The 16,578-nt window shown below is 49.1% G+C and carries 14 protein-coding genes; 8 read left to right on the top strand and 6 right to left on the bottom strand.

Translation table 11 applies throughout. The features are described from left to right. Positions 1–25 precede the first annotated feature (25 nt). Both H579_RS0102800 and H579_RS23985 read right to left on the bottom strand, forming a co-directional pair. Positions 26–1,000: an alpha/beta hydrolase gene (locus tag H579_RS0102800; RefSeq protein ID WP_028299410.1), complete on the bottom strand. Its 975-nt coding sequence runs from the start codon at positions 998–1,000 to the stop codon at positions 26–28. 82 nt (positions 1,001–1,082) lie between these two features. Then, positions 1,083–1,622, bottom strand: a complete 540-nt coding sequence (locus tag H579_RS23985; protein ID WP_028299409.1) for a GNAT family N-acetyltransferase — start codon at positions 1,620–1,622, stop codon at positions 1,083–1,085. 57 nt (positions 1,623–1,679) lie between these two features. On the opposite strand from H579_RS23985, the gene H579_RS0102790 reads away from it, so the two are divergent. The 5 genes from H579_RS0102790 to H579_RS0102770 all read left to right on the top strand — a co-directional run bounded on the left by H579_RS0102790 (position 1,680) and on the right by H579_RS0102770 (position 6,890). Continuing rightward, the gene (locus tag H579_RS0102790; protein ID WP_036565167.1) at positions 1,680–2,678 is read left to right on the top strand and encodes a potassium channel family protein; all 999 of its coding nucleotides are present in this window, start codon (positions 1,680–1,682) and stop codon (positions 2,676–2,678) included. 56 nt (positions 2,679–2,734) lie between these two features. Continuing rightward, positions 2,735–3,769 carry an amino acid ABC transporter substrate-binding protein gene (locus H579_RS0102785; protein ID WP_051227252.1) on the top strand — a complete coding sequence of 345 codons (1,035 nt, stop codon included), beginning with the start codon at positions 2,735–2,737 and terminating at the stop codon, positions 3,767–3,769. A gap of 98 nt (positions 3,770–3,867) precedes the next feature. Continuing rightward, the gene (locus H579_RS27560; protein WP_157834542.1) at positions 3,868–5,499 is read left to right on the top strand and encodes a GGDEF domain-containing protein; all 1,632 of its coding nucleotides are present in this window, start codon (positions 3,868–3,870) and stop codon (positions 5,497–5,499) included. Positions 5,500–5,511: 12 nt separating this feature from the next. Further along, positions 5,512–6,372, top strand: coding sequence for a DUF72 domain-containing protein (locus tag H579_RS0102775; RefSeq protein ID WP_036565165.1), 861 nt, complete (start codon positions 5,512–5,514; stop codon positions 6,370–6,372). Further along, a complete protein-coding gene (locus H579_RS0102770) occupies positions 6,372–6,890 on the top strand; it encodes a hypothetical protein (RefSeq protein WP_028299405.1) in 519 nt (172 codons plus the stop codon). The genes H579_RS0102775 and H579_RS0102770 overlap by 1 nt, the downstream gene beginning before the upstream one ends. Positions 6,891–7,097: 207 nt before the next feature. On the opposite strand, the gene purL is transcribed toward H579_RS0102770, so the two are convergent. Continuing rightward, positions 7,098–11,003: a phosphoribosylformylglycinamidine synthase gene (gene purL, locus H579_RS0102765; protein WP_028299404.1), complete on the bottom strand. Its 3,906-nt coding sequence runs from the start codon at positions 11,001–11,003 to the stop codon at positions 7,098–7,100. A 279-nt stretch (positions 11,004–11,282) separates the two neighbouring features. Here purL and mltF point away from each other — a divergent pair, with 279 nt between their 5' ends. Next, the gene (gene mltF / locus H579_RS23975; RefSeq protein ID WP_157834541.1) at positions 11,283–12,752 is read left to right on the top strand and encodes a membrane-bound lytic murein transglycosylase MltF; all 1,470 of its coding nucleotides are present in this window, start codon (positions 11,283–11,285) and stop codon (positions 12,750–12,752) included. Here mltF and tadA read toward each other — a convergent pair whose 3' ends face one another. Continuing rightward, positions 12,753–13,253: a tRNA adenosine(34) deaminase TadA gene (gene tadA / locus H579_RS0102755; RefSeq protein ID WP_028299403.1), complete on the bottom strand. Its 501-nt coding sequence runs from the start codon at positions 13,251–13,253 to the stop codon at positions 12,753–12,755. A gap of 182 nt (positions 13,254–13,435) precedes the next feature. On the opposite strand from tadA, the gene H579_RS0102750 reads away from it, so the two are divergent. Continuing rightward, a complete protein-coding gene (locus H579_RS0102750) occupies positions 13,436–14,245 on the top strand; it encodes a substrate-binding periplasmic protein (RefSeq protein WP_028299402.1) in 810 nt (269 codons plus the stop codon). A gap of 393 nt (positions 14,246–14,638) precedes the next feature. Further along, on the top strand, positions 14,639–15,412 hold the full coding sequence (locus H579_RS0102745) for a dienelactone hydrolase family protein (protein WP_245583198.1): 774 nt from the start codon (positions 14,639–14,641) through the stop codon (positions 15,410–15,412). A 46-nt stretch (positions 15,413–15,458) separates the two neighbouring features. Here H579_RS0102745 and H579_RS0102740 read toward each other — a convergent pair whose 3' ends face one another. Next, positions 15,459–16,136: a YtfJ family protein gene (locus H579_RS0102740; RefSeq protein WP_084623856.1), complete on the bottom strand. Its 678-nt coding sequence runs from the start codon at positions 16,134–16,136 to the stop codon at positions 15,459–15,461. Positions 16,137–16,218: 82 nt separating this feature from the next. Further along, positions 16,219–16,452 (bottom strand): type II toxin-antitoxin system Phd/YefM family antitoxin, encoded by a 234-nt coding sequence (locus H579_RS0102735; protein ID WP_028299399.1) that lies wholly within the window; start codon positions 16,450–16,452, stop codon positions 16,219–16,221. Positions 16,453–16,578 lie beyond the last annotated feature (126 nt).

Raw genomic sequence — 16,578 nt, 5'->3', positions numbered from 1 at the left:
AGCGGGATCATATTACCCCATCCGATTAAGCATTTAAAAAATCCGCAATCTGACAATAAGCCCGCTCACACACCTCCGGCACCATACTTTCCAGATTTAAAAACGCATGCAACATATCGTCATAACAGGCCAGTTGTGCTGAAAAACCAGCCTCTACCAGTTTAACCTTAAACAACTCCGCTTCATCCTTTAACGGATCAAAACCCGCATTAATAATCAGCGTCTCGGGGAAAGCCCCTGGCAAAGACATCTCCAGTGGCGAGATTGATAAAGGATCAGCCTGTTCCTGCAGATAGTTATCAAAATACCAACGCATTCTATCCGCAGTGAGCATATATTCGTCGCCAAACAGGCGCACTGAATCAGTCTCCATCCGGTAATCCAGACTAGGGTAAACCAAGACCAACTTTTGCAGCTCAAAACCCAGATCATTATCAGGCTGCAAACAGATGGTTGCTGCCATAGCACCACCACCTGAATCCCCCATCATATGAACATTCAGCTCAGCCAGAGGTAGTTGCAAACGATCTAACAATTCAGGCAGATGAGCCATCACCGCACGCACATCGTCAATACCGCACGGCCAAGGGTGTTCGGGGGCCAAACGATATTCTATGGACAACACCGCTTGCTTGGAAGCCTGAGCCAAGCGACGGCAGATAGGATCATAGACCTCAATACTACCTGCCATATGACCTCCACCATGAACAAACAACACCAGATCTGCCGGCTTTGCTTGCCCTTCTGCCTCTTTGTCTACTTGTTCCCTTTTTGCTTGATAAAAACGCAACGAAATGGAGCGATCAGGTAACGATAACGCCAGATCCTCAACACGGGCCAACTCAGGCCCGGGCGTCACATAGCGCGCGGTTAGATCAGCCAGTGCCTGACGGGCACTTTCCGGTGTTGCTTGTATACCTGCGGCGTCCAGCTTAGCCAGCAGCTGATGAAACTGTAATCGCCATGTATTCAGGTTAGGATGAACCCCTGTTACCGCCATAAAAAAGTCCTTTTGTGATTATCATCAGGGTTATTAAATACCCTGCTCTATAAAAATGCCCGTCCCCCAGTGTGCCTGAGAGCTATTTCAGATCAAAGGCAAACTGCAACGCCTGCACATCCCCTAGCTCAATCTTATGATCAAAGCGCGCGCCCAGTTTATTGGCAAGGCTGATTGAGGGATTATTGTCCGGATGAATCAAACTGATTAGCTGTTGCTTATCCGACTGAGAACGAGACCAGTCAAGCACACAGCTCACCGATTCATAAGCCAACCCACGGCGCCAGTATTGACGTGCAATCATCCAGCCCAACTCAATACCCGGCCAGCCTGGAGGATCATACAAACCAACACGACCCATCATGCGCCCCGCTTCCTTCTCCTCAAGCGCCCATAAACCATAGCCTTTCATCTGCCAGTGCCCCAACAGATAGGCCAGGCTCTGCCACGCTAAATCCCGGGTCAACGGCTCCCCTGGCCCAATATAACGCACCACTTCCGGGTCAGATGCCATAACAAAGTAGTCATCCAGGTCATCAGGCCTAAACGAACGCAGCCATAAACGCTCCGTTTCCAATATTGGCACGGTGACGGGGATTATCTCTGGCCTATTTACATGCATATCGAATCTTCCTAACCTTGTAAAAAATCATAATAACTTCAGCTTCAGGACAAGCCATTGAGCACAAGTTCTTCTTTAAACTCTTTGCGTAGCCGCTGCTATCATTTATTGGACGGGGATCGTGCTAATACCCCTCTGGGTTATCTGATTAACGGCTTTATCATCACCTTGATCGTCGTCAACGTGACCGTTGTGATAATTGAGTCCATTCCCGAAATCAACCAACAATATAAAATCCAGTTCCAATGGCTGGAAATATTCTCTGTTGCAATTTTCACCGTGGAATATCTGATTCGCATCTGGATTGCACCGGAAAACCCACGCTTTGGCCAAGGCTTTAAAGGACGGCTGAAGTATATTCGCAGCCCCATCGCCCTGGTGGATCTGATCGTGATTGTGCCTTTCTATCTGTCGCTGTTTATCAATATTGATCTGCGTTATCTCAGACTATTGCGTTTGCTGCGACTCCTGAAGCTCTCACACTATATCCGCAGTATGGATGTGTTTGTCAAAGTGCTGAGCTCAGAGCTGGGTTCAATTGCTTCTGCTATTTTTGCTGTACTGGTTCTGGTCGTGCTAGCCGCTTGTCTGATGTTCACCCTGGAGCACCAGGCCCAGCCCGAGGCTTTTAAAACTGTACTGGATGCCATCTGGTGGGCCGTGGTAACCATGACAACCGTGGGTTACGGCGATATGACCCCCGTCACTGCAGGAGGAAAGATCCTGGCGATTCTGATTATGCTGCTGGGCGTAGGCACGGTTGCGCTGCCTGCCGGTATGCTGGCAGCTCGCTTTTCCGAAGAACTGCAAAACAGAAAATCTTCTTTAACTGCAGAGGTGATCAATGCTCTGGAAGATGGTGAACTGAGCGATCATGAAAAACATCTGCTCAAAACAATAAGCCGTCAGTACGGTATCTCGGAAAAGGAGCTGAACCAGATTATCCACAATCAAAGCCTGGAACTGGGTCATAAAATACATTGCCCCCACTGTGGTAATAGTCTGTTTGATGCTCCAATAAAAGATCCAGAGAAAAAGCAGGCACCGAATAGATAGATTCGCAGGCCTATTCGCAGTAAAGTTAAAGACCTCTGCTTAAAAGATAACCACTGATGACATCTAACTTCACACAAAAGATATACAGAATCACCCGACAGCTATTAGCAACACTGTTATTGGTCACAATCAGTATCAGCGCCCAGGCTGCCAACACCCTTGAGCAAGTTCTGCAGCGAGGCGACCTGAATTGCGGTGTTTTCCCCGATGATCCTGGCCGTAGCGCCATTAATGCCAAAGGCGAATGGGCTGGTTTTTATGTTGATTTCTGTAAAGCTGCAGCTGCAGCCGTACTGAAAAAGCCAGATTTTGTTCACTATGTGGAAGTGGACTCAAAAAGCCGTTTCACTTCATTACAGGAAAAGAAAACAGATGTTGTCATGTATAGCTCCACCTGGACACTGGGGCGTGAAGACCTATACCAGGTCGCTTTTCCCGCCATCTATCTATTTGATGGCCAAGGCTTTATTGTCAGAAAAAGCTCAAATATTTATTCATTGAATGATCTGGCAGGGAAAACCGTCTGCGCCACAGCCAACACCACCAGCTATCAGAACCTGATCGATATACTGGAGAGCCGCAATATTGAGGCCAAGGTCATGAGCAGCAACGGGGACAGTTTTTTTCGGGGCAGTTGCGATGCCTACACCGCAGACCGTATAAACCTGGCGATTAATCGTGCCAATCGTGCCAGCAACCCAGAGGATTACCGCATTCTTGCAGAAAGCATTTCCAGGGAACCTATTGGACCAAAAGTACGTAATAATGATCCACAATGGCAGCGTATTATCCGCTCTGTCATCCACGCTCTGATCTTAGCGGAAGAGAAAGGCATTACCGCTGACAGCGTCGACCTGGCACTTAAAAGCAGTCGAGATGTCGAAACACTGAATCTACTGGGTGCCCGGGGCAATATCGGGCAACAGCTGGGACTGGATCAACAATGGGCCTATCGTGCGATCAAAGCCGTTGGTAACTACGGTGAAATCTATAATCGACACTTTGGCCCAGACACTCCTATTGCGATGGAAAGAGGCTTAAACCAACCCTGGAGTCAGGGAGGAGTCTTATTTGCCCCTCCTTTCAAATAAAAATAAAAACGGAACCAGACTGTGTATAGCATACCGACCTTATGACATCTGTATCAGGACACCAAACCAAAGCGCGTAGGGGTCTTGGCCTTTACCTGATGCTTATTTTAGCCGGGGTAATGGGTTTCTATCTTCTAACGACCTGGCACAGTATCCAGGCACTCAGAGAGCAGAGCCGGGAGTTTAGTAACCTAAGCGGCACCCACTTTGAGCGTACCATGACCGCTGCAGAGCTCAGCCGTGATGCGGAGGTGATCGCTGCCCAAGCATTGGAAAGCTTATTGGGCACACGACGAACGACCTCCGATATTTCTGCATTGGATAACAGCCTGCTGCAGATTTACCAGAATATACGTCAACAGCTTATTGCCAACGATGAACAGGAGCAGCAGGAACTGGATAAGCTGGACCGCTGGCAACAGCCCTATTTTGATAGCTTGCAGCAATTGGAAAGCAAACTGCAGCAGGAACAGGGTCACCTCCAACAGCAGCAGCAACAGCTGAATCAACTGATACAGGAAATACAGACACTTGAACAGCGGCTATTAAACGCTGACGCCCAGCCTAGCCTGTTTAATAGCTATGCCCTGGCTGCTCTCAGTTACAGTGCTGCGGCACTGAATACAGAACGACGAGGGCAACTTAGTCACCTGGAACAGCGTACTCAAACACTGCTAGACACCCTGAGTAAAGAATCCGGGCTAAATAGCACGCAGCAAAATACCTTAAACCGATTAAAGCAGCTGAGCCAAAGCGTCTTCAAAAATGCCCAGCAAACTCTGGTGAGCCAAAGAGTCTCTTTGGCCTCTGCCAGAGAAACACGACTTTATGCTCAGAAACTGGCCGCCAGTAGCTATAGCTATTTCCTGACACTGCAGCAGAACGCCCGCGATGCCGCTCGGATACACCAGCGCCTAGTGACTGAAACACAGAAGATGATTGGTCTGTTCAGCGTTATCTTTATCGTACTGGTCGTGCTGGGCGTCTTATATGTCCGCAAAAAGATCATCAAACGTCTGGATCATCTGCACCAGGTAATGATGAGTCATGTCGCAGGCTATACCCCTAAGATTCCGACCGAAGGCAACGACGAGATCTCGGCCATGGGCGAGGCCTTTGAGGTATTTGTTACTGCCCGGCAACGGGCGGAACAGGAACTGATCAGTGCCCGCCTGGAAGCAGAGCAAGCCAATGAACAGCTGAAGCAGTTAAACCAGCAGCTACAAATATTGAGTGAAACCGATACGCTGACCCAAGTCGCCAACCGTCGTCGCTTTGAACAAGCTTTTGACCACTACTGGCAACAGGGTATCGAGCAACGCACCAAGTTATGCCTGATCATTATTGATATTGATAAATTCAAAGACTACAACGATCACTATGGCCATCATGCCGGTGATCACTGCCTGATCAAGGTTGCACAAACCCTGAATAAAACGATGCAGCAATACAACGGCATACTGGCGCGCTTCGGTGGTGAAGAGTTTGTTGCGCTCTTACCCAATATGGATAGCCATCAAGGTCAGCCTATTGCAGAACAGTTACTGCAAGCAACCCGTGCCGCTCAAATAACCCATGAGCAGAGTCCAGAAGGTATCGTAACCATAAGCCTGGGTATCGCCAGCTGCCAACCGGATAACAACAGCCAGCCTTTTGATCTGCTCCAAAAGGCCGACAAAGCCCTATATCAAGCCAAACACAACGGCCGTGCGCGCGCTGAAATCGCCTAAGACTTAATCTATATGCAAACATCACACTGCTATATCGGCTTAGCACAATGGAATCACTCCGCCTGGAGTGATGGCCCGCTGGCAGGCAATATACCCCGTCATGCCTTGGGTCGTTATAGCCGCTATTTTTCTACCGTGGAAGGTAACACCACCTTCTACGGTCTGCCGGAAACTCATACCGTACAGGAGTGGTATCAAAACACACCTGATCATTTTCGCTTCTGCTTTAAGCTCCCCAAAACGATTACCCACGAGTTAAGCCTGCGTCACTGTGAGACCGAGCTAAACGAAGCGCTACAGCGCTTATCAGCATTGCAGGAAAAGCTAGGCTTAGTGTGTATTCAGCTACCGGATAGCTTTTCACCGGATGAGATGGATACCCTAGAGCGGTTTCTACTCGGCCTACCCAAAGAGCTCAATTACGGTATCGAAGTACGCCATTTAGGCTTTTACCAGAAGGATGATACGGAACGGCGTTTTAATGCGCTGTTGATGGAACAAGGCATCAACCGTATTCAGTTTGATACCCGCGCCTTGTTTAACAACCCAACGCCAGATGCAGAGACCCAGGATGCCCTATCGGCCAAGCCCAAAGTACCACTGCATGTGATCGCTACAGGGCAGAGTCCGATGGTACGTTTTATCACCGCACGGGATTGGCAGGGCACGTTGAACTATCTTGATCCCTGGCTCAACAAAATCAGCCAATGGTTACAGGAAGGACGCACACCCTTTGTTTTTCTGCATACCCCCAGTAATACTCATGCGCCTGAAGTGGCAGAGCATTTTGCAGAACAGCTGAATAAAATCACACAAAATGCTGCACTATTTACTTATTGGCCCGAAATGCCGGTTCAGGAAGGGTTGTTTTAGTGGCTAGCCAAACCACCTATAATTGGCTTGGCAAGCTTAAAACAAGAGATTATCGCTCAATGCCAATAGGGACAATCCAAGAAATACCTAGCGAATACCAAATTAATGGTCACATTGTTGAGTTTACCGTTCAACATAGAGAATATTTGATGTTTTTCACTCCAAAGTGTGATTTTGACGACCTCTATACAAAGGACCACCTTGGTTTTGATGTGAAATTTGATCTAAAAGCTAATTTTGAAAACGAAACATATTTCGCACCACCATCAGGAGGTCCTCTCCGAAGACGAGATGCGTTGCTACTGGGTAAACTCATTACTAACATATTGGATAAACACTGTGTTTATACTGGAGCCCAAAGATACTTCTTTACCGCAGAAACAACCGGATTAGAGAAACTGTATGATCGGCTTGTAAAGGATGAAGCGGATAAGCTAAACTTTGTTGTCAGGAAATCCTATTGTGAAGAGGGGCCGTACTATGAAGCCTGTACGCCAAACGCCAAAAGTTTCTACTAAAAAAATCGAAGGCATGAAACTCATTCGTAGCGCCTATGTAGCAGCAAAAACATCCGGTAAATTGGGTCAAAAGAAAGCTTTTTAACCTACAACTCTGCCACGTTTCTCAGAACTATTAAAGGGAGCTTAAAAGCTCCCTTTTTCGTATCTATAACGCCGTAAAAAAGGCAGCCGAAGCTGCCTTTTTATCACGCATCTGATTAGCTATTAACCCACCCAAACACGGGCATTGCGGAACATACGCATCCAGGCACCGTCCTCGCTCCAGTTATCTGGCGACCAGGAGTTGGTGACTGCACGGTAGACACGCTCAGGGTGTGGCATCATGATAGTCACACGACCGTCGGTGGTTGTCACACCGGTCACACCTGCAGGGGAACCGTTCGGGTTCGCAGGATACATTTCAGTGACCTTGCCGTAGTTATCCACATAGCGCAGAGCCAGTGCCCCGCTGTCCAGCAGATTGTTCAGGTGTGCTTCGTCTGCAAATTCTGCATGACCTTCACCGTGTGCTACTGCGATTGGCATACGGGAACCCGCCATACCTTGCAGGAATACGGACGGGCTGTCCTGTACTTCAACCATACATACGCGAGCTTCGAACCGCTCGGATTGGTTACGTACGAAGTGCGGCCAGTGCTCAGCACCTGGAATCAGTTCGTGCAGGTTAGACAGCATCTGACAACCGTTACATACGCCCAGAGCAAAGGTATCTTCACGGTGGAAGAAGTTTTTGAACTGCTCGCGAGCAACCGGGTTGAATAGAATGCTCTTCGCCCAACCTTCACCAGCACCCAGGACATCACCGTAGGAAAAACCACCACAAGCGACCAGACCACGGAATTGATCCAGAGTCACACGGCCTTCAAGAATATCGCTCATGTGGACGTCAACCGCAGCGAAACCGGCGCGATCAAAGGCCGCTGCCATTTCGATCTGACCATTAACACCCTGCTCACGTACGATAGCTACTTTCGGACGGTTACCGGATGCGATCAGATCTGCTGCGATATCCTCATTAACATCATAAGTCAGCTCGGCGTGCAGACCTGGGTTAGTGGAGTCCAGAATGGTATCAAACTCTTCCTGAGCACAATCCGCGTTGTCACGCATCGCCTGAATACGGTAGCTGGTTTCGCTCCACAGGCGCTGATAGTTCACGCGGGAGTTTTCCAGCACGGCATTACCGTCGAAGGTAAAGCGAATCCAATCTTCGTCGTTCAGTTCACCGATCACGGCAACACAGTCGCCCAGACCTGCCGCTTCAAACTGCGCCAGCGCTTGTTCGGTGTCTTCTCGACGGACCTGAATCACCGCACCCAGCTCTTCATTAAACAGAGCCGCCAACAGATCGTCAGAACTGTCGGAACCGGCCAGCAGATCCAGTTTCACATTCAGACCGGTACGACCGGCAAACGCCATCTCGGTCAGAGTTGCGAACAGACCACCATCGGAACAGTCATGGTAAGCCAGCAGTTTGTCGTCTTGGTTCAGACCTTGAATCACTGCAAACAGCGCTTTCAGATCTTCCGCATCATCCAGATCGGGGGCTTGGTTACCCACTTGATTGAAGACCTGCGCCAGAGCAGAGCCGCCCAGACGGTTTTGACCACGACCCAGATCGATAGCAATCAGATCGGTATCACCTTTATCAGTACGCAGTTCCGGCGTCAGTGTTTTTGCAGCGTTCAGCACTGGTGCAAAACCAGTAATTACCAGAGACAGTGGTGAGGTGATCGCTTTCTGCTCACCGTCATCTTCCCATACAGTACGCATGGACATGGAGTCCTTACCTACCGGAATGGCAATACCCAGCTCTGGCGCCAGCTCCATACCTACCGCATGAACGGTATCGTACAGAGCCTGATTCTGACCGTCATGACTCGCCGCAGACATCCAGTTAGCCGACAGTTTAATGTCGCCCATCTTTTCGATATTCGCTGCCGCGAGGTTGGTGATGGTCTCACCGACTGCCATACGACCAGAGGCTGCTGGATTGATCAGCGCCAGCGGGGTACGTTCACCCATCGCCATCGCTTCACCAGTAATCGCATCCTGAGTCGTGGTGGTCACCGCCACATCCGCCACAGGCACCTGCCAAGGACCCACCATCTGATCACGGGCGACCATACCGGTAATAGAGCGGTCACCAATGGTGATCAGGAAGGACTTGCTCGCAACGGTTGGCAGCTGCAGTACACGGGATGCCGCTTCTTTCAGCTCAACATCAGCGAAGTCCAGAGCAGGCAGCTCAGGATTCACGCGGTTAAACTCACGGTGCATCTTAGGCGGCTTACCGAACAGCACGCTCATTGGCAGATCAACCGGCTCATTACTGAATACGGTATCGTGTACGGTCAGGTGCATCTCTTCGGTGGCTTCGCCCACTACCGCAAACGGGCAACGCTCACGGGCACAGATCGCTTCGAAGGCTTCCAGATTTTCAGGAGAAACCGCCATCACATAGCGTTCCTGAGATTCGTTACACCAGATCTCCAGCGGACTCATGCCCGGCTCATCGTTCAGTACCTTGCGCAGGTTGAACTGACCGCCACGCTCGCCATCTTTAACCAGTTCAGGCAGGGCGTTGGACAGACCACCGGCACCTACGTCATGGATAAAGCTGATAGGGTTCTTGTCACCCAGCTGCCAGCACTGGTCGATCACTTCCCGACAGCGACGCTCCATTTCCGGGTTTTCACGCTGTACAGAAGCGAAGTCCAGATCTTCAGAGCTGGCACCGGTGGCCATAGAAGAGGCAGCACCGCCGCCCAGACCGATCAGCATCGCCGGGCCACCCAGCACGATCAGTTTAGCACCAACGATAATTTCGCCTTTCTCAACGTGGTCGGCACGGATATTACCCATACCACCGGCCAGCATAATCGGCTTGTGGTAGCCCCACATCTCTTCGCCGTTTACGCCCATCGCTTTCTCTTCGAAAGTACGGAAGTAACCGTTCAGGTTAGGACGACCAAACTCGTTGTTAAACGCCGCGCCACCCAGAGGGCCTTCGATCATAATATCCAGCGCAGATACTATACGGGCAGGTTTGCCGTAGTCCCCTTCCCACGCTTGTTTGTAATCCGGGATATTCAGGTTGGATACGGTAAAACCGGTCAGACCTGCTTTTGGTTTGGAACCACGACCGGTGGCACCTTCATCACGGATCTCACCACCAGAACCTGTCGCCGCGCCAGGGAAAGGGGCAATCGCGGTTGGGTGGTTGTGGGTTTCAACCTTCATCAGCAGATGTACGGCTTCGTTGTTTTTGCCGTACTCTTTTGATTCGGGATTCGGGAAGAAACGGTTGGCTTCATGGCCCACGATCACAGACGCGTTGTCTTTATAGGCCGACAATACATCCGTTGGATTCTGCTGGTAGGTATTCTTGATCATGCCAAACAGGGATTTTTCCTGTTCAACACCATCGATGGTCCAGCTGGCGTTAAAGATCTTGTGACGACAGTGCTCAGAGTTCGCCTGGGCAAACATCATCAGCTCAACGTCGTTCGGATTACGGCCCAGTTCGGTAAAGCTGGCCACCAGATAATCGATCTCATCTTCTGCCAACGCCAGACCCAGAGACAGGTTGGCTTCCTCCAGCGCCGGACGACCACGCCCCAGAATATCAACCGACGTCATGGGGCGCGGTGATTCTTCCGAGAACAGGCAACTGGCTTCGTCCAGATCAGATAGCACAGCCTGAGTCATACGGTCATGTAGCAGAGCCTGCAACTGAGCCGTTTCATCTGCTGATAAATTATCCGCCTGCACATAGTAAGCGATACCACGTTCAATACGCTCAATCGCCTCCAGCCCACAGTTATGGGCAATATCCGTTGCCTTGGATGACCAGGGCGATATAGTACCCGGGCGCGGAACACTCAGGAACAGGGTGCCAGAAGGCTCCTTCACCTCAGCTTTTGGTCCGTAACGCAGAATGCGGTCAAGCACTTGCTGTTGTTCTTCACTCAGGCTGGCTGACAGCTTGGCAAAGTGGGTAAACTCAGCGTATACATCCTTGACAGCAGGCACAGCCGCTTGCAGGGCGGTTAACAGCTTACGGGTTCGGAAGGCGGAAAGGGCGGGCGCTCCACGCAACTTAAGCATGACGAAAAGAAGCCTCTTAAAAATAGTTTCAGAAACTGGAACCTGTTCTACTCTTTAAAAACAGGCGACAAAAGGATATACAATGCCACCTGCTTTCATAAAGCAGACATGATAAGGGTGCTAATAATACTGCAAATACCTTGGTCAACGCCAATGATAGCCGACGACTTTCACGGTATTGTGAAGCAAGTTTGAGTTTTTGATGTCAAAAAAGTGCGACAATAGGCTCAATCATTCGTATAGCATCCATTAAAAGGATCACTTTCAGGGTAATTTTCCGTGCAGCAGACTCGATTCACTTATTCGTCATTTCTTTGCTTAGCAGTACTCCTGCTAGTGGCGATGCTGTTGTCTGCCTGTAAAAAAGAGGAGAAGCGCCCCAGTGTACTCGAAGAGATCAAACAGCAGGGCGTGCTGAAAATCCTCACCCGCAACACTCCGATGACATACTATGAAGGCGCTGATGGCCCTGCCGGTATGGAGTATGAACTGGCAACACTGTTTGCCGAACATCTGGGTGTTAAGTTAGAGATCGACAGCAACCACGATATTAAAGAGATCTACCAATCCCTCAGCCGCGGTGAAGCCCATATCGGTGCCGCTGGTCTTGAGATCAGCCTGTCTAAAATTCACGACTTTCTCTATGCTCCTGAATATATGCAGGTGGAGCCGATTGTTATCTATAACCGCAGAAACACCGAACACCAAAAACCGAAATCTCTCGACGATATGGTCGGCAGCCAGCTCGCAGTAATCGCCGGAACCGAATCTGCGCGTCTGCTACGAGAGTTGCAAAGCCAACACCCCAAGCTCAGCTGGAAAGAAACAGCAGACCTGGAAGCAACTGATCTGATTCGCATGGTGCAGGAAGAAGAACTGGACTACGCAGTAGTAAACTCCAACGAGCTGGATATTAATCTGGCCTATTTCACTAAGGTAAAAGAAGCGTTTAAGCTGCCGGGCAATCATAAGCTAGCCTGGGTCATGCCAAAGCAAAGGGATTACACCCTCTATCAGGAAACGAAAAAGTTTTTTGCCAAATTGGCTGAAGAGGGCCAGCTGGAGCAGATGCAGGATCGCTACTACGGCCACAAAGAAGAACTGAACTATGTAGGTGTTCAGCTTTTTTTACGTCACGTTCGCAATCGTTTACCGAAGTATGAGCGCCATTTCCGTGGCGCCGCTAAAAAATATGATCTGGATTGGAAATTACTCGCAGCGGTAGGCTATCAGGAGTCTCATTGGCGACCTCATGCTAAATCACCTACGGGTGTACGAGGCCTGATGATGTTAACCCGCAATACGTCAAAAGAGATGGGCGTAACCAATCGCCTTGATGCAAAGCAGAGCATCTATGGTGGAGCACGCTACCTGGCAAAACTGATCCGCCGTATGCCGGAACGTATTCAGGAACCCGACCGTACCTGGATGGCGATGGCATCATACAACGTTGGTTTTGGTCACTTAGAAGATGCCCGCATTATTACTGAGCATATGAAAAAAGATCCAACCAAGTGGATCGATGTACGCGAGCACCTGCCTCTATTGCAGAAACGAGACTGGTACAAGCACACCAAGTATGGCTTTGCCCGAGGTCAAGAGCCTGTGACCTATGTACAGAATATACGTCAGTACTACGATATCCTGAGCTGGTACGATACACGCTTACAACAGCTCGCCCAGAACCGGGTGACCGAACAACCCATCAGCCAAAGCGTCAGCTTTAGTATTGTACCTCCTGTACTTTAATCACTGCTCTTGCGTGTTATTACTGCATCCTTCCTTACTCTCGTCTTTACCCCGGCGTAGAGCAAAGAACTGTTTTAATTGCTGACGACAACGCCCAGCCAATAAACCGCCCTCAACAGTAACCTTATGGTTATACCAGGGCTGAGCAAACAGGTTACAAATACTTTCATTCACCCCGGTTTTTGCCTCAGCCGCACCATAATACACCTTACGAATCCGGCTATGAATAATCGCACCGGCGCACATCGTACAAGGCTCTACAGTGACATAAAGATCACACTCATTCAGACGATAGTTTTGCAACGTCTGACCTGCATCTCTTAATGCCATAATCTCCGCATGGGCCGAAGGGTCACAACCAGTAATCGGCTGATTCCATCCCCGCCCGACTATTTCTCCATCCAACACGACAACTGCACCAATAGGTACTTCGCCCTGGTCTGCTGCTTGTTGTGCCAGCTCGATTGCCCTGTGCATAAAATATTCAGGTTTATGGCTCATGACTCTACTTTTCGCCCTGAATGAGGCTGTGGATGCCCAGTAATAAAACTACGGCAGACTAACAGCGCAGATCTTTGGGTCAAGACCTTATTCATCGTGTTGTGTTATAACTACTCACAATAGAGACTCAATTCACTGTGAACGATATACCGATCAGGGACAGAATTCTGCCGGAGGCAAGCATGGCGCAATTATCACTTCTCAGAAAATTTGGCATACTGGCAGGCTGTGGCCTGTTGGCACTGAGCACTATCAGCCAAGCCGCACCACTGCGTTTTCTGGTCGGCTACCCAACCACTTCTCACCCGCCTTATTATCTGGATGATGGTACAGATATCCCCACTAATAACCCCGGTTACTCTGTCGAAATCATGCAGGCACTGGGCAAGAAGGTAAAAGAGGTAAAACTCCAGTTAGTACGCTGCGAGTTTAATGATTGCCTGCAACAGATCAAAAGCGGAAAACTGGACGGTCTGTTTAACGTACCTTATCGCGAGGAGTGGCTGTTTACCGGTAAATACCCTTTCACCAAAGCGAAAGTTGACCCCAGGCAAAAGTTATACCGAGAAGAGTACGCTCTCTATCGCGTCAAAGATACACGCGTGTCTACCGATGGAGGCCAGATCTATGGACTTAAAGGCAAGAGCGTTATCTTAACTCAAATTAACGCAGTGGAAGATAAGCTAAAAGAATATGACTACCCCCTGATCCATAAAGCAACGACAACAGAGGCTCTTCAAACACTGTTACAACGTGAAGCTCCGGCCGCTGTGCTAATTGTTAATCATGTGGAAGCGCTGGCGCGAAAGCATGCAGAGCTGGCAGAGTTTATCAGTCGCGCTATGGAGCCTATCTACACCGAAGATTACTACCTGATGTTAAGCCGTCAGTTCTATGCCAAAAAGCCCTGGTTGGCTGAAAAGATCTGGGAGGAACAAACCCTGATTGTGAATGAACTGGGTGCAATGCTGGAAGAGAAATATATTCAGTAATGAAGATTCATTGACCAGCAGTTTGAACATCTCGCCCCATAAACGACTGCTTAGCTCTTAATGCTACGCCATAAGCTTGCTGTGCCCAGTGCGCAGCAAGCTCTGAATCGTCATAAATCTCTTCCGGTGCCTGAAACTACGGTTTGGTTGTCTGTTTGATACTCGCCTGCTTCTTTCAGCAGTAAACCACGATCTGACAGCGATTATGTTTAATAAAACCTCAGACATAAACCCTTACACTGATCCATAAACCAAACATCAATCGTACTAAACTGAGAATACCAATCCATTGCGAACTACATTGAGTTCATCAACCGCGGTGACATCAAATAACTCGCATAACCCGTAATTCATAAACGTTCCGGTAATGATCATAAGTCCTGGAGACTGACGATGAACATCCGCAAACTTTGTTCTACATGCCTAAAACACACTGTTATCCCAGCCATGGCAACCAGCCTGTTATTAACCTCAGCTTCGGCACTTGCTCAAGATATTACCTACCAGGTTAGTGGAGAGGAGTATCAAGGCTACTATGTTAGCGCAGGCACCAAGGCTCCTCTGGTACTCCTGTTACATGACTGGGATGGCCTGACAGATTACGAGAAAAAACGCGCAGATATGCTGCAACAGATGGGCTACAGCGTTTTTGCTGCCGATCTGTTTGGCAAAGGTATACGGCCGACTGAGGTCAAAGATAAGCGCCAGCATACCGGAGAGCTGTATAAAGACCGGGAGAAAATGCGCCGCTTGATGCAAGGCGCGCTACATACTGCTCAGCAGCAGGGCGGTAATCTCAATAACACGGTTGTCATGGGTTATTGCTTTGGTGGTGCTGCGGCACTGGAACTGGCTCGCTCAGGGGCAGCACTGAAAGGTTTTGCCACCTTCCACGGCGGACTAAAAACCCCGGAAGGACAGAGTTATCAAAATGCCCAAGGCAAACTGCTGATTCTCCATGGCAGCGCTGATACAGCAATCACCATGGATCAGTTTGCGAACCTGGCGATCGAACTGGAAGAAAGTGGCATTCAGCATGAGATGATCACCTATAGCGGCGCGCCTCATGCCTTTACCGTATTTGGCAGCCCTCGTTACCAAGAGACTGCCGATAAAAAATCCTGGAATCGGTTTAGTGAGTTCCTGCGGGAAGCCACTCAACTCTAACCTTTAAAATAATCGAGATGGCAAACTGATAAAGACACAGACAGAGTCACTGCAGGTGATTGGCCTGCAGTTGCTCCAGCAACTGCATCACTTGTCGCTGTTCCTGCTCACTGAGTTTGCCATCTTTAAACCAGCGTACTTGCTGGTTCTGATCCAGCACGATAATCGCAGAACTTTTTTTCTCCAGTTGCCAGATATCGCGGGCAACACCTTCTTTATCGAGTACCATAATCGACCAGGGGTACTTCTCTTTATTGCCTTCCAGCTTGCTACTCACGAAACCAGACGTACCCCAGATCGCATCATCGGTGTTAACAACAGTGACAGTACTGTATTTCTCCCGATCAAAGCCTGCCATCTTGATGCGCTCAATCAAAGGATCGTTAATCTCTTTGGCTGAGCTACGTCCCGCCATATGTTGAATCAGATAAACCTTGCCCGTTAGTTGATCACTATTCCAACTCTGATACTGGACTTTACTGTCTTTCAGCATCAGCTCACCGTCTTTCTCAATGCTCACTTTAGGCAGCGGTTGATCCACACTGATCTGAGCAGAAGCCTGAGATGAGAACAGTGCAATAGATGCACACAGCGCTGTTGATAAAAGAGCTTTTGATATGACCGTTGTTGATAAAAACGCCGTTGATAAGCGCTCTGTAGGTAAAACTGTTTTTGAAAAATAGGACAAAGGAAGAGCAAGTGATTGAGAAACAAAGCGAGCCATAGGTGCCTCCGGTTTTGTTGTTATTAGCCGTGTTGCGATAGGCAAAGCTGAATAGTCAGAGTAAAACCAAATCAGACAAATTTCAAACAGTCGTTTGTTTATCTAGCTCCGCCAGCGCACATTTCAGACACTCTTCATTTTTTAGTTTTACCATCTGGTACGCCATCTCTTCGTAGGCGCGAAAATCCTCCTGACTGAGTACCACAACCGGTTCGCCCTTCTCACGGGTGACTATTACCGGCTTATGCTCGTCGTTTACCTTATCCAGAGTATCCGCCAGGTTCTTTTGAAACTCCGCGTAGCTTATAGAATCCATTGTTGGTCCACCGCTCTATACAATTTCAATCAGCTCATACTGTACGAGTCACTTAGGTAACAGGCAATCAGGAAAGACAGTTGAATTGATAATGGTGCGGCAAAACAACGAGGCAAACCGACAGGA

The organism is Oceanospirillum beijerinckii DSM 7166, from assembly GCF_000422425.1.
GTDB classification, from domain to species: domain Bacteria; phylum Pseudomonadota; class Gammaproteobacteria; order Pseudomonadales; family Halomonadaceae; genus Oceanospirillum; species Oceanospirillum beijerinckii.
This window is presented reverse-complemented; position numbering and strand designations above follow the sequence as displayed.

Coding starts and splice junctions, on each gene's coding strand:
- H579_RS0102800 (WP_028299410.1), bottom strand. CDS start 1,000: ATGGCGGTAACAGGGGTTCATCCTAACCTGAATACATGGCGATTACAG.
- H579_RS23985 (WP_028299409.1), bottom strand. CDS start 1,622: ATGCATGTAAATAGGCCAGAGATAATCCCCGTCACCGTGCCAATATTG.
- H579_RS0102785 (WP_051227252.1), top strand. CDS start 2,735: ATGACATCTAACTTCACACAAAAGATATACAGAATCACCCGACAGCTA.
- H579_RS27560 (WP_157834542.1), top strand. CDS start 3,868: ATGCTTATTTTAGCCGGGGTAATGGGTTTCTATCTTCTAACGACCTGG.
- H579_RS0102775 (WP_036565165.1), top strand. CDS start 5,512: ATGCAAACATCACACTGCTATATCGGCTTAGCACAATGGAATCACTCC.
- purL (WP_028299404.1), bottom strand. CDS start 11,003: ATGCTTAAGTTGCGTGGAGCGCCCGCCCTTTCCGCCTTCCGAACCCGT.
- tadA (WP_028299403.1), bottom strand. CDS start 13,253: ATGAGCCATAAACCTGAATATTTTATGCACAGGGCAATCGAGCTGGCA.
- H579_RS0102750 (WP_028299402.1), top strand. CDS start 13,436: ATGGCGCAATTATCACTTCTCAGAAAATTTGGCATACTGGCAGGCTGT.
- H579_RS0102745 (WP_245583198.1), top strand. CDS start 14,639: ATGAACATCCGCAAACTTTGTTCTACATGCCTAAAACACACTGTTATC.
- H579_RS0102740 (WP_084623856.1), bottom strand. CDS start 16,136: ATGGCTCGCTTTGTTTCTCAATCACTTGCTCTTCCTTTGTCCTATTTT.
- H579_RS0102735 (WP_028299399.1), bottom strand. CDS start 16,452: ATGGATTCTATAAGCTACGCGGAGTTTCAAAAGAACCTGGCGGATACT.